The sequence below is a fragment of the Mucilaginibacter segetis genome, assembly GCF_016522075.1.
Lineage (GTDB): Bacteria > Bacteroidota > Bacteroidia > Sphingobacteriales > Sphingobacteriaceae > Mucilaginibacter > Mucilaginibacter segetis.
On sequence record NZ_JAEHFW010000003.1, the window covers coordinates 347,462 to 361,594 of the forward strand.

A 14,133-nucleotide genomic window follows, 5' to 3' on the forward strand; every position below is an offset into this window, starting at 1 on the left:
TTAAATAGAAATTTTGATCGTTATCTTTTTTATTAACTCTGGCTTATTTATGAAATGCTGCGGACCGTGTCCGTCGCCCGGAAACATTATGGCAAAAATACCATTGCCTATATCAACATGAGTGCCCTGTGCTGATGGATCTTTGTAAAAGGTGCGGTCTTTAACCTCGTCATAAGGAATGTTAACATTCATCCCCTCAATAGGCGACCATTTAACGCGTTCTAAGCCGCGTATGGGGTATTGTATATCAATAACGTGCTGGTGAGCCTCATATCCCCTTGAAAAGTCAGCAACGGTTTCATACTCGCTTACAATAGCTTTTACATTATCATTTATCGGATAAGTGCCTACAGCTATATCAGCTTTAGCATCTTTCAAAAATTGTAACCCGGCATATATATCGGGCGATAAATTCTTGTATAGATCGATATTATCTAATCTGTCAACTATCATGCAAATTGCGGTTGTAATTGTGTGTCAAAATATTCCTGTAACCAACTCACAAACTCATCATCCATGGGGCGAAGGTCTTTAAATATTTTTCCGTATCCTTTGTTTAAAATAAGGCCAAGTTGCTTACCTATGTTTTTCTTATCCTTGCTTAAGGCAGATGTAAACTTATTAAGTTCAATATCTGTTATGGTTGTACCCTCCCAAATTTTTTCTACTAATTCACGCACTTCATTACGTACTTGTTGTGGTATATACCCCAGTTTTACCGATACGAAGTTTGACATATCCATGCCGTAACTTACAGCTATACCATGTGGTATACGATAATTGGTGAGTGATTCAATAGCATGACCAAATGAGTGGCCGTAGTTAAACACCTGCCGCTCTTTTTTGTCAAACTCATCAATTTCGATATAGCTTTTTTTGATCTCTAAACTACGGGCAATAATACCTGCAAGTACCTTTTTATCAACCAAAGCCTGTGGATAATCTTTTTTAAATCGTCTGAAGTCTTCCTCGCTTGATACGATGAAGTAGTGAAGCATTTCGCCCAGGCCCGATTTCAATTCAGCATCTGAAAGCGTGTTTAAAAAGTCAGGATTAATAAATATTTTATTGGGAGGGTAAAAACCGCCCACCAAATTTTTATATTCATTAAAATTAATTGACGTTTTGCTGCCTATACAGCTATCTCCTTGTGCAAGCAGAGACGTCGGGAAGAAATACCAGTCAACCCCGCGGTAAAGAATAGAAGCCATAAAAGCGGTAACATCCTGTGTTATACCGCCACCAATGGCAATTAGCCGGTGATTTTTACGAAAGCCATTTTCAATAAGATATTGAATTACTGGCATGGCTCCCTGATAACTCTTTTTTGGCTCGGCGGCATCTATACCAATGTGCTGGAAGCTGGCAAGGGTATCGTTTAGTTCGTCTTTATAAAGTTCCTTTATTTTATTATCAATAATAATAAAATCGCCTTCTTTTAATTCGTTCTTTAAAACTTCTTTAGTATTATCTATAAAGGCAACTTCATAATCATGAATAATAGATTTTACTTTAAAATTATACATTGGTGTATCCTCCGTCTATTATTATATTCTGACCGGTTAAGTAACTGTTTAAATCGCTTGATAGGAAAAGAATAAGGTTGGCTATTTCAACAGGTTGGGCAAAACGTTTGGCAGGTATTATCTGCGTTATTTTTTCAATATCCTCCGGCGTATTGGTTGTTGCGGTAAGTTCTGTCATGGTAAAGCCCGGGCCAACCGCATTCACTAAAATGTTATCAGCAGCCAACTCAATGGCCAATGTTTTTGTTAACCCCGCAATGGCATATTTAGTAGTGGTATAAAGTGATCTGCCCGGCCGGGTTATCACACTCCAGATGGAGGTGACATTTACTATTCTGCCATAATTATTGGCTTTCATGAGCTTACTTACCTCACGTGATACTAAATACGGCCCTTTGATATTAACATCGTTTAAAAAGTTAAAATCGTCAAGGGTGGTTTCTGTATTCAACGCTATTTTATTAACACCGGCATTATTGATCAGAATATCAACTTTACCTATTGCCTTAATTTTTTCTAAAAAAGCAGCTACAGAAATTTCATCAGCAAAATCCACCTGTAAATAGGCTACTCTGCTATCTGAACTTTCTCCATTCAGCCGGTCTATTTCTTCCTTCTTTGTCCCGGTAAGAATAACTGACGCTCCGGCGTCAATAAAGCGGTCGGCAATGGCTCTGCCAATACCACGGGTTCCTCCGGTTATTAATGCTGTTTTTCCTGAAAGATCAATGGCAACACTTGATAAACTGTTCATTTATATAATGGTATTATTTTTCGGGAATGGCCAAAAACTCCTCGTCTTTAGACAGGTAATTCACTATAATGTGATTCAGGATCATATGTACGTCTTCAATCGGACCGTAATCGCCTTTAGGATTTGGCGTATATAATGGCACAGTTGATATTTCATTTAATTTACCACCCAAAAAGCCTACAAAAGCTATGGTTTTGCCACCCAATTCATTAGCATACTCTGCTGCTTTTACCAGGTTTGGCGAATTACCGCTTGCTGATATAGCAATTAAAACGTCGCCGGCAACAAACTGTCCGCGCATCTGTTCAACAAAAACATCTTCGAAATTATTATCATTACCTATAGCTGTTATCATAGGCATGTTATCTGTTAAGGCGACGATTTTGGGACGGAATTTTGAAAAATAACGGACAAAAAATCTAAAATCAGCCTGCATATGTGAAGCTGTTGCTGCACTGCCGCCGTTACCTACTACGTATATAGTATTGCCACTTTTAAAAGCGTCAATAAAAGTAGTAACCACCTGGCCTAATTTTTCAGGATCAATTTTGTTTAAAATGTCGGTTAAACGGCCAACGTAATCCTGTAAGTAGTCTTTTAATAAATCAGTTCTTTCCATGATTGTTTAGTTGTAGTTAAATGAATTTAATGCTGATTAGAAATCTTTTTGTTCGTAAATTTTATCAATTACTGTCATTAGTTTTAATGCATCAGTAGAGCTGCCGTATATTATCGGCTCATTGTTGGCTATAGAGTCAAAAAAATGATCCATCTCATAACGCCAGCTATTATTATTAACATATTTGGTAACTACTTCATCCTTCCAGGTTGCAGCAGGGGCAGTAGACCTGTTTCTGGCAACTGACAATGTTTCTTCTCCGTAAGACATAGTAGATGTAATTATCCCGTTCAATACCATATAGCCTTTTTCCAGGAATATCTCTAATGAGAACAGATGGCGCCATTGCGACATGGTAGAGTGAAGTGATGCTACTTTACCGGTTGAAGATTCCTTCAATATAACAAAGGCGTTATCTTCAACATCCATTTTCCAGTACAAATTGGTTACTTCGGCTTTTACTACGTCAAAGTCTCCTGACAGGAAAAGGAACAGATCAAGCATATGTATACCCTGGTCCATCAGGATACCGCCACCGGCAAGCTCTTTTTTAGCACGCCATTGGTTAAAATAATCTTTTGTTACGCTTTTTCCATAACGGCCTCTTAGCCATAATACTTTACCGTACTCGCCGCTATCAATAAGGCGTTTCATGTGTAAAACGCTGTCATGATGCCGATGGTTAAACCCATACATAAGAGTTTTCCCACTTTTTTGCTCGGCTTCCTGTATCTCAATTATATCTGCTGCGGTAAAAGCCGGTGGTTTTTCGCAAAAAACGTGTTTACCTGCATTTAGGCCGCGAATGGTAAGCTGTTTGTTTAAAAAATTAGGAGTACATACTATAAGTACATCAATCTCCGGATTGTTAATGATATCATCATGGCTTACATTAGGTATTCCGTCAACCTCAGCTCCTACATTTGGTTCTGATATAGCTACTACTGTTCCTTTTTTAATTTCTTCAATAGCGGTACGGCGGGTTTTTCCCATAACACCATAACCGATTATGCCAATTTTGTAATTCATTTATATAGTGATTTAGTTTAAGGCTTCAAGAAGATTATTAACCGCATCAATTTCCATTAATAATTTGCCCTCTTCGGCATATGAACCAATATGCGGGGTTAAAATAACGTTATCAAGATCGCAAAACGGCCCGTTATAAGGCTCCTCAACAAAAACATCTATTGCAGCTGCAGCTATTTTTTTAGATGAAAGCGCAGTATATAAAGCTTCTTCATCAACAATACCGCCGCGAGATATATTAATGAGGTAACTACCTGTTGTTACTTTTTCCAACTCAGCTGCACCAATTACCGGCGATTTATCCTCGTTGCCCGGTACGTGTAAGCTAATAATGTCAGCAGTTTTTAACACCGTCTCAAAATCAACCAGTTTAACACCGGTTTGTGTTGCCCATTCAGTATTAGGGTAGGGATCATAACCAATAACCGGATTACCTATTCCCCTGAAAAGTTCGGCTACTAAACGGCCAATTCGGCCAAGGCCAATTATGCCGATGGTTTTATCAAGTATGAGATTACCGGTTTGCTTTTTCCACTCGCGGTTTTTTAAAGCGGCATCTGCCTGGGGTATTCTTCTTAACAGTGAGAGTGTCATCGCTAAGGTTAATTCAGCTACTGCGCGTGTAGGACCGTCCGGGGTATTTTTCACAATAATACCCTTTTGTTTGGCATATTCCAGATCCACACTATCCATCCCTATTCCTACGCGACTTATTACTTTCAAATTTGGCAGAGCATCCATTACACGTGCAGTTAAGGGCTCAACACCGGCTACAATACCTACGCATTCTTTTGCTATTTCTATCACTTCATCTTCGGTTAATTTTCTGCCGTACGGGTTATTTATAACTTCATAACCTGAAGCCATTAGCAGATCAAAAGGTTTAGATGATATTTGGCCAAAAGAAGATGGGGAGGTAAGTACTTTCATGTAAATATTATTATATATTAAGTCTGTATTTATTAAAGTAATTAGTCTTCTGCGAAAATATTAAAAATATTGTAATAAACTGTTAATAACATAATACTTTTATGTTATAATATTTGTATAAAACTTTCATATATAAATGATTGTTTTATTGGAGAAGTTAGTAAATTTTAACACACAGTTAAATGCTTTTTTAAATTTACAGAATAATATCCAACGGGTTCAAAAAATGCACATTAAATTAATAACTATTAATTTAACGTGCATTTAATTTAAGTTGATTATTTCCGATTTTACTTTTAAAATCTCCTTAGGAAACCTCTTAATACACTGCCAAAGCTTTCCTTTTCTTTTTCAGTGTAGGTGTTATACGAGCTATAGTAGCTATTGCTGTATCCGTAACCATAATTAAACTTATCGCGTTTTATACCATTGAACACAATGGTAAATTTAGGGAATCTGTTTGAGGTGTCAACTTCGTTTATGAACTCAAGTTCATCTTTAAGAGTATGACCTTGCCTTACCATATATACAGAGGCATCTGTAGTACGTGCAATAATTAAAGCATCGGTAACTAAATGTATTGGAGGGGAGTCAATAATTACATCATCGTAACGTTCACGAAGTGAACTGATTAATTGATCCAGTTTGTCCTTTTCTAATAATTCTGAAGGGTTTGGCTCAATTTGGCCGCTACTTAATACATCTAAGCCAGGAATTCCGGATGGCTGAATAAGTTGATCTAAATTGGTGTTTCTTTCTGTTAAGTAATCAGAAATACCTTCATGTTCCGGCGATAAATTAAACACACCGGAAATTTTAGGTTTACGAAGGTCCATCTCTAAAATGATGGTTTTTCTGGATGCATATGCCAACGTAACGGATAAATTAGAGCTTACAAAGCTTTTACCCTCACTACCAATACTTGATGTAAATAAAGTTACCCTGCCACTATCATTTGTACCATGCAGGTGCGAAAGATTGGTACGTAATACCCGGAATTGCTCCCCAATTGCAAATTTTCCACGACCCTGTGAAACCACAATAGGTTCGGTATCTTCCTGGTATGATAGTTCGCCCAATATAGGTACTTTAACGGCATCTTCAATTTGCTTACGATTGCTTATGCGTTCGTTTAAACTTTCACGTGCATATAATAATCCCACAGGTGCACCTAAACCCAGTATTAAGGCCAGTGCATATACAATAGAAGGTTTTGGCCACTTTGCTTTGCCAGCGTGTGCATCATCAACAATTTCAGCGTCAGATACAGTTGAGGCATATCGCAAAGCTATTTGTTCGCGTTTTTCTAATAAAAATGTATATATCTTTTCTTTACTTTCCTGGTTTCTTTTCATTGCAGTATATGCCCGATCTTGTTCAGGTATTTTCTTCAAACCCGATTGTATGCCGGCATCAAATGATTGCATTTGCTTTTTTATAGCCAATTGTGAAGCTTTTAACGCAGCTACTTTCTCTTTGAATGCTTTTTGTAAAGTTTGTATTTGTTCATTTATAGGATCAAACATTGGGTTGCCCGGCGGAACGGTAGCAAGTAACTGCGTTCTTTTTACTTCCAGGTCGGTTAACTTATCATATAAAGCCATTAAACTAGGATCGGATAGGTAAGCGCTTGTTGGTGGAAGCGAGCTTATTTTGCCGCCCGACTGGGCAATAGATTTTTCAATGCCTTCTAATATTCTCAATTGAATTTCGGCTTCATTCAATGCTTTAATATTTGCCTGTCGAATGTCTCTGAAACCTTGTCCCTGTGAGGCAATATCGGTCATCCCCTGATTACTTTTATACTCCTGGATTTCTTTTTCATCAACTGTAAGGTCCTTTTTTAAGGAATCGAGCCTCAGTGTAATAAAATCAATTGCTTTTTGAGCATCCTTGTTTTTATCTGAAAGAGCATCCAATTTGTATTGTGCCATCAATTCATTCAATATATCCTTACCGCGTTCTGGCACTTCATCTGACGTGGATAAATTAACAAAAGGAGCATCTTTATTTTCCAGTTCAACCTTTATTTTACTTTGATAACTATCTGCTACCTGGTCGGGATCCTGGATAACAACATTAATTGATGATCCTATATAGTTACTTATATCCGCAGTTGGCAACAATTGCCAGCTTCCAAAATCGCTTTTTATGGGTGTGCCATATTTGAAATCTTTATTACCGTTCTGATCATCAACCAAGGTAAAAGCGTTTGTGCTTTTAATTAATATTTCGAGTTTTACACCTTTACCGTCAATACTTCCATTCTTTTTTATAAACTGAAAATTTACGGGAGACTTTTTATAAAGATCTTCAGATTTTGAACCATCTTTTGATGTATAATTTACCCATAATTGCAAATCATTTACTACTTTATACATTAGTTTTTTTGATTGCATTACCTCTATCTCATTTTCTACAATAACAGGCGTGCTAATTGGATCTAACTGTTGTTCTGTTCCGCTTTTATTAATAACGGTACCTTCTGAACTTGTAGGTCCTTTAAATTCAAGCGTAGCTAATATAGGATACACCGGGTTGGTAATTTTAAGGTAAAAAAAGGCCGCAATTATAAATGCAACAACACATACCAAAAATAGGGGCCAGTGAAAAAGGTATTTTTTAACAAGATAATTTCCGGAAGTAGATTCCCCTTCAGATGCAGGTAGTGTGAAGGTTGTTAGTTGAGTAGTTTGCTTGCTCATAGAAAAAAAATGAATAAATTATCTGGTTATAAGAATAGCAATAACGGACATCAATGAAACAATTATACTTGCTTTCTGAAAAGTTGTTCCGTCATTTTCAACTCTTGAGTGATTGGGCTGTACATAAATAACATCCCGATTTTTTAAGTAGTAATAAGGAGAGTTAAAAATATCTTTCTTAGTAAGGTCAAAGGGGATGTATGTGCGTTTACCGTCAATCTCCCTTATTAATAATATTTTACGAATACCTGTAACATTTAGGTCGCCTGCTAATGAAAGAGCCTCAGGTACAGTAATGCGTTCATTATATACATTAAAGGTGTTCGGGCTTTTTACATCGCCTAATACAGATATCCTGAAATTTTGAATACGGGTATCCACCTTTGGCTGACTTAAATAAGGGGTAAGTTTTTTCTCGAGCAATTCGGATGTCTGTAAAGTAGTTAAGCCTTTTACGTTAACTGCTCCTACCATAGGTAGGTGTATGTCTCCGTTCATGTCAACCAAATAACCTATTACCGCATTTTCTTCGCTTTTATCCAAATTGTTATTTCCGTTTGGTCGTTCTAAATTGTAATTGAACATTGCTGACGCGTCCGGATTAAGACTGGTGAAATGTATGCCCAGTAAATCATTTGGCTGAATTGTCAACTGTGTAAAATTCTCAATATTTTCTGTGTTGATGCTGTCTTTTGAAATGTCCTGAAAATAAGGGACATCTTTATATGCAGTACAGGAAAAGTTAAAAAATATAACTGCAACAAAAAGCAGCGTTAATAAATGTTTCAATTTCATATTACGTTATTTGATTTATAAGGGGGCATTAAGACATAAAATTTGCTGTAATCATAAACAAAGTTATATTTTGAAAACTATCTATGTTTTTACTTAAGTTTAATGATGAAATTTGAGAAAACTAAACGTATGCGTGAGGAATGTTATTATTATCGCAATAGACGTTTTTTTTGTCAGCATAAATCTGATTTTGTACTTTTTTATCATGCGAAAATAATAAAAAATATCATTTGGTAAATTTTAAAAGATTTAATTTGCATAAATTATATTTTTAAGAGTATAACATTTACGAATTTTTAATTTTAAAAGTTTTTAATATTCGCTGAATATATCCTCCACTACACCTTAAAACATGCCTATCCCAAACAATGTTATAGCAACTGCAGATGATTTCGGGCTGAGTAATTCTGTCAACAAGGCCGTTTTATATAGCTATGAACAAGGGATTATAAACAGTACTTCGCTATTAACCAACACGGCAGGTTTTAAAGAAGCTGCAGAATTCATAAATCAGTATTCATGCATAAAAAACGTAGGCATACATATTAACCTTGCAGAAGGTAAGCCGCTTACCAACATGAGCAGAACCTTTTTAGATAACAATGGTCAATGGGATACTGCTAAAATTAACAGCAAGCTTAATTTATATACAAAACAAATGTCTATTGCTTTCGAGAAAGAAATACATGCACAAATAAATAAGGCTCGCGCAAATAATATTCTGCTCACTCACATCGACTCACATTATCACTTACATACGTTGCCGGGTTTTTATAAATTATTTATTAAAACAGCAAAGCATTTTAATTTAAAGCTGCGCCTGGCACAAACTTTCAGAGAAAACAGTTACATCAAATTTTTGTACCGGCAGTACATTAATTACATTATTAAAAAAAGCAAATTAAACTATTCTGATAATTTTCAAACTGTTGCTCATTTTTTAACTATAATTAACAATGGCAGGAAGCCCAATGGTAATATAGAAATTATGTTGCACCCTGATCTTGATCAGACAGGAAAATTAACCGACCATTTTGACAAGGACACTATGCGAAACTGGTTGATGTTTTTAAAGGCTTGAGCAGATATTCGGGATGTAATTATTATTTGATCATAAATAAGAGAAAATTATTGTTAAAACTTTCTTGCAAACGAGTTGCAAAAGTTCTAAAAGAATATTTATAAGTAATTTACAATCAGATATTTAATTGTTTGTATTGAATTTAGTTTAATGTTGAAAGATGTTTTATGTATAAAATTTATAATTTTAGCGTTAACGAACTATTTCAGCAGTTTTGCATTTAAAATTGTTTAAAAACATCGTATTTAAGTGATATTAAGATTTATAATAGCATTGGCTTTATAAATCTTTAAAACGCTGATTGATTTACTGATAATGTTATTGCTTTCTCGCTGATGGGATATTTTTTTGAAATAAAATGAATAGATACGAAACGTTAAAATTATTTGACTATTCAATTTATATCTCCAGTTTAGATCGGTTCGATTATACTGAACAAACCCAAAAATGTATTATTAATACCCTTAATCAGTACTCTTATATTATAGCTGAAAAGGACGAATATTTTAAAAAGGTGTTAGTGGAGTCGGATTTGTTGCTGCCCGACGGAATTGGTATAGTGGGAGCTACTAAAATATTAAAGGGTAGAAAAATAAAAAAAATAGCCGGCGCAGACCTGCATAAGCATTTGCTTGAGCAACTTAATGCCGTAGCCGGAAGTTGCTTTTATTTAGGCTCCTCTCAGGAAACCTTGGATGGTATAAAAAAACGTTTAGCTATTGAATATCCTGCAATCAGGGTTGGAGTTTATTCTCCACCTTTTAAGAAGCAATTTAACGACGATGATAATGACAGGATGATAAACGATATTAATGATTTTAATCCTGACGTACTTTTTGTGGGGATGACAGCACCCAAACAGGAAAAATGGGTTTACGCACATAAACACAGACTAAATGTGAAGGTTATATGTTCTATAGGTGCTGTATTTGATTTTTATTCGGAAACTGTACGCAGGCCCGGTAAGTTTTGGATAAATATGGGCCTGGAGTGGTTTATCCGCTTAGTACGTGAGCCTATTCATTTATGGAAACGCTACATCCTATATGGGCCGGTTTTTATATATCATGTTTATAAGGAAAAATTATTGATCGTACTTAACAAAAATTCAAATTAAGTTTGCTGTACGGTTTTAGCCACGGAATTTAAAACCTATAGTTAATGTATAAATTTACAACTGCTTATTTAATAATAGCTGCTCTGTTATGGGGAATCACTATAGGTCACGTTTATGGCCAAACCAAAAACCATAAAGCAGTAGCCCCCCTAAATCTTGTTGCATTACACGATACTGTTATCTCCGGTTTAGATATAGCAGGAGATACATCGGCATGTATCACACTTTCTAATTGTTACAACATCATTATTAAAAACAGCACGTTTCACAATTCAATAAAAAATGGCTTAAATATTTATAATTGTAGTAATATAACAGTGCAGGGGTGTTATTTTGAAAATGTTGCAACCGGAGTATATGCATTGGAGAGCCAGGGAATAAATATCAGTTATAACCAGTTTAAAAACATGCGCGGACCATTTCCGCGAGGGCAATTTGTACAGTTTGATGACGTTAGCGGCAGTAATAATCGGGTAAATTATAACAGCGGGGAAAATTTCCCCGGTAAAAGCGACCCGCAGGATGCTATAAATATGTTTAAAACAAACGGTACTTTCTATGATCCTGTACAAATAGTAGGTAACCGTATACGTGGTGGCGGCCCCAGTAAGTATGGCGGCGGTATTATGCTGGGTGATAACGGAGGATCCTACCTTACCGCGAGTGATAATATTTTGGTCGATCCAGGGCAATACGGTATGGCCATTGCAGGTGGCACTAACATAAAAATAATAAATAATACCATATATGCTAAACAACAGCCTTTTACTAATGTTGGGATATACATCTGGAATCAAAGCAAATACGTATGTGCCTTAAATACTATTAGCGGTAATAAAGTAAACTGGACCAAAGCTGACGGAGAAATCTTCAGTAACTGGAATAACGGAAATTGCGGATCGGTAATCGGCTGGGATAATAATAATTGGAAAGCCCGTATTGGCCCCTCAATTTTGCCTGATCAACTTTTAATCAATACACCATAGCTGATAAAAAATTTAGTGTTGATTGAATTTTAACAATAAATACTGATTATTATTGTATAATGCGCCTGTACAAACTCATAAATTTATAAAAGTATGAGTAAACGTAATATGTTTTATGCTGATCAGTAAAATATTAATTATAGAATATAGATGCTGTCCTTCTTAAAAAATAAAGTACAAACCTTTTGGACAGTAGGCAGCGAGCGGACACTTAAAATAAAGAGGAATATAATTTATACTTTTTTAATAAAGGGAATAAGTGTATTTATTGGCTTTATGTTAATACCGCTTACTATCGATTATTTAAATCCGGTTCAAAATGGTATATGGATAACTATAGCATCCCTGGTATCATGGATAAACACATTTGATATAGGGCTTAGTAACGGGTTGCGCAACAGGCTGGCCCACTCACTTGCGCTTGGCGATAAAACTAATATGAAAAAAGATATTAGTACTACTTATGCCCTGCTTTTTATTATAGCATCGGTAACATTTATACTGTTCTTTAGTATAGGCTCTCTATTTAACTGGAACGATCTTTTAAAAGTGCCCCTGTCAGTAAAGCTTAATATATGGCCGGTAATTATACTTACGCTTGGTTTCTTTTGCGTGCAATTTATACTGCAACCTATAAATAGTGTACTTATTGCTACGCACCAACCCTTTAAATCGTCATTAATATTGTTATTGGGGCAGGCGCTTACCTATATTCTTATTTATGTACTCTCGGCATTCACTAAGGGCAATTTGTTCATTTTAGTATTTATAGCCGCCGGTTCGCCGGTTTTGGTACTTGCTTTAGCCAATATATACTTATACAATACTTCACTTAAAAAAATATCGCCACGAGTAAACGCCGTGTTGGTTAATAATGCCAAAAGTCTGCTTAACATTGGCGGAGCTTTCTTTTTAATTCAAATAGGCGCGCTTGTGCTCTATGAAACTGATAATATACTTATCACACGTATGCTTGGACCCGGATCGGTTACTACATTTAACATCCCCTTTAAGTATTTTTCTATTATCAGTATTATTTTTTATATTATTATCACACCTTACTGGAGTGCTTTTACCGATGCATATGCGCGCCGCGATTTTGAATGGATAAAGTCGTCTTTGAACAAAATGCGCCTGCTTTGGGTGTATGTTTCTGCATTTGCTGTCCTGCTTTATTTTTTTTCGGGGTTTTTTTATAAGATATGGATACATGAGTTAGTAACGGTGCCCGATATACTGTCGCTCTCCATGGCTATATACAGCATCCTGCAAACATGGATGGTTATACACGCCTATCTGCTTAACGGTATAGGTAAGTTAAGGATACAGCTTATAATGGTGCTGTTTACAGGAGTAATGAATATTCCGTTATCCATATGGCTTATCAATAATGTGGGAATATCAGGCGCTGTATGGGCCAACATTATCACCATGATCATCATGAACATATTTATTACTTACCAGTGCAAGCTTATTGTAGAGCGCAGGGCCACAGGTATATGGTATAGGTAACAGTTTTAATACACCCTTTGCTGCTGTTTATAATTTTATAACTTTGGTATAACCAATAATAAACCACTTATAAATAATTTTTCATGAAAAAGCAGCACTTAACCCGGCGACAGTTTATTAGCGGAGGAGCCATTGCCGCAACCAGCCTTTTGTTTTTATCGCGCTCGTCTTTTGCAAGCGCATTGCTGAGTAACACGGCAAAACCCAATTCGGTGATTAATGGTGTGCAGATAGGCGTTATCACCTACTCCTTCCGTAGTATGCCGGGCACGGCCGAAGATCTGCTTAAATATTGTTTAGATTGTAATATAAACGCCATTGAGTTGATGGGCGATGCAGCGGAGGCATATGCAGGGGCGCCCAAGCGTGAAAGCAGCCAAAACTGGAATGAATATGCGCCCATATTAGCCGAGTGGCGCAGCAAAGCGCCAATGGATAAGTTTAAGCAATTGCGCAAAATGTATAACGATGCAGGGGTAACCATTTACGCCTGGAAACCTAATGCCCTTGGTAAACGAAACACCGATGCAGAGATAGACTACGCCTTTAACGCGGGCAAAGCTTTAGGCGTGAGCCATGTTACGGTGGAGTTGCCTAATGATGATGAGCAAACCATGCGGTTAGGTACCATTGCCGCCAAACATAAAATGCTGGTAGGCTACCACGCCCATACACAGGCTACCCCAACGCTTTGGGATACCGCCCTTAGCCAATCAAAATATAATGCTATCAATTTAGACATAGGCCATTATGTGGCGGGTACCAGCAGCAGCCCCATACCTTTCATTGAAAAATATCACGACCGTATTACCAGTATGCACCTTAAGGATCGTAAATTTAATAACGGCCCTAACGCACCATGGGGCGAAGGTGATACGCCGATTAAAGAGGTATTGGAACTGATAAAAAAGAACCATTACAAATTTCCGGCTACTATAGAGCTGGAATACAATATACCGGCCGGCTCTGATGCCGTAACCGAAGTAAAGAAATGCCGCGCCTATGCCGCAGAAGCACTGGCGTAAAGAATTTAGGCAGACTAAAGAGATACATTACGAGCATAGCGCTAAATAGCATAA

Annotated in this window: 13 protein-coding genes; 5 read left to right on the top strand and 8 right to left on the bottom strand. The window is 36.6% G+C overall.

Translation table 11 applies throughout. The features are described from left to right. The 8 genes from I5M19_RS15295 to I5M19_RS15330 form a co-directional block, all read right to left on the bottom strand. Nucleotides 1-453 carry a YhcH/YjgK/YiaL family protein gene (locus tag I5M19_RS15295; RefSeq protein ID WP_200067231.1) on the bottom strand — a complete coding sequence of 151 codons (453 nt, stop codon included), beginning with the start codon at nucleotides 451-453 and terminating at the stop codon, nucleotides 1-3. Next, nucleotides 450-1,526: an AroB-related putative sugar phosphate phospholyase (cyclizing) gene (locus I5M19_RS15300; RefSeq protein WP_200067232.1), complete on the bottom strand. Its 1,077-nt coding sequence runs from the start codon at nucleotides 1,524-1,526 to the stop codon at nucleotides 450-452. Before I5M19_RS15300 ends, I5M19_RS15295 begins: the two co-directional genes overlap by 4 nt. Further along, nucleotides 1,519-2,280 carry an SDR family NAD(P)-dependent oxidoreductase gene (locus tag I5M19_RS15305; protein ID WP_200067233.1) on the bottom strand — a complete coding sequence of 254 codons (762 nt, stop codon included), beginning with the start codon at nucleotides 2,278-2,280 and terminating at the stop codon, nucleotides 1,519-1,521. Before I5M19_RS15305 ends, I5M19_RS15300 begins: the two co-directional genes overlap by 8 nt. 13 nt (nucleotides 2,281-2,293) lie before the next feature. Then, on the bottom strand, nucleotides 2,294-2,899 hold the full coding sequence (locus I5M19_RS15310) for a D-sedoheptulose-7-phosphate isomerase (RefSeq protein WP_200067234.1): 606 nt from the start codon (nucleotides 2,897-2,899) through the stop codon (nucleotides 2,294-2,296). 36 nt (nucleotides 2,900-2,935) lie between these two features. After that, nucleotides 2,936-3,928 (bottom strand): Gfo/Idh/MocA family protein, encoded by a 993-nt coding sequence (locus I5M19_RS15315; protein ID WP_200067235.1) that lies wholly within the window; start codon nucleotides 3,926-3,928, stop codon nucleotides 2,936-2,938. Nucleotides 3,929-3,940: 12 nt separating this feature from the next. Continuing rightward, nucleotides 3,941-4,858: a phosphoglycerate dehydrogenase gene (locus I5M19_RS15320; RefSeq protein ID WP_200067236.1), complete on the bottom strand. Its 918-nt coding sequence runs from the start codon at nucleotides 4,856-4,858 to the stop codon at nucleotides 3,941-3,943. 296 nt (nucleotides 4,859-5,154) lie between these two features. Further along, nucleotides 5,155-7,563 carry a GumC family protein gene (locus I5M19_RS15325; RefSeq protein WP_200067237.1) on the bottom strand — a complete coding sequence of 803 codons (2,409 nt, stop codon included), beginning with the start codon at nucleotides 7,561-7,563 and terminating at the stop codon, nucleotides 5,155-5,157. 18 nt (nucleotides 7,564-7,581) lie between these two features. Then, entirely contained in the window at nucleotides 7,582-8,358 is a 777-nt protein-coding gene (locus I5M19_RS15330) for a polysaccharide biosynthesis/export family protein (RefSeq protein WP_200067238.1), read from the bottom strand. A gap of 352 nt (nucleotides 8,359-8,710) precedes the next feature. Between I5M19_RS15330 and I5M19_RS15335 the strand changes: the two genes are divergently transcribed. The 5 genes from I5M19_RS15335 (at nucleotide 8,711) to I5M19_RS15355 (ending at nucleotide 14,079) form a co-directional block, all read left to right on the top strand. Next, nucleotides 8,711-9,439, top strand: a complete 729-nt coding sequence (locus tag I5M19_RS15335; RefSeq protein ID WP_200067239.1) for a ChbG/HpnK family deacetylase — start codon at nucleotides 8,711-8,713, stop codon at nucleotides 9,437-9,439. Nucleotides 9,440-9,797: 358 nt separating this feature from the next. Next, nucleotides 9,798-10,556, top strand: coding sequence for a WecB/TagA/CpsF family glycosyltransferase (locus I5M19_RS15340; protein WP_200067240.1), 759 nt, complete (start codon nucleotides 9,798-9,800; stop codon nucleotides 10,554-10,556). 44 nt (nucleotides 10,557-10,600) lie between these two features. Next, complete coding sequence (locus I5M19_RS15345; protein WP_200067241.1) at nucleotides 10,601-11,542, top strand: right-handed parallel beta-helix repeat-containing protein; 942 nt, start codon at nucleotides 10,601-10,603, stop codon at nucleotides 11,540-11,542. A 150-nt stretch (nucleotides 11,543-11,692) separates the two neighbouring features. Continuing rightward, nucleotides 11,693-13,054, top strand: coding sequence for an MATE family efflux transporter (locus tag I5M19_RS15350; protein ID WP_200067242.1), 1,362 nt, complete (start codon nucleotides 11,693-11,695; stop codon nucleotides 13,052-13,054). Nucleotides 13,055-13,137: 83 nt separating this feature from the next. Further along, nucleotides 13,138-14,079, top strand: coding sequence for a sugar phosphate isomerase/epimerase family protein (locus I5M19_RS15355; RefSeq protein ID WP_200067243.1), 942 nt, complete (start codon nucleotides 13,138-13,140; stop codon nucleotides 14,077-14,079). Nucleotides 14,080-14,133 lie beyond the last annotated feature (54 nt).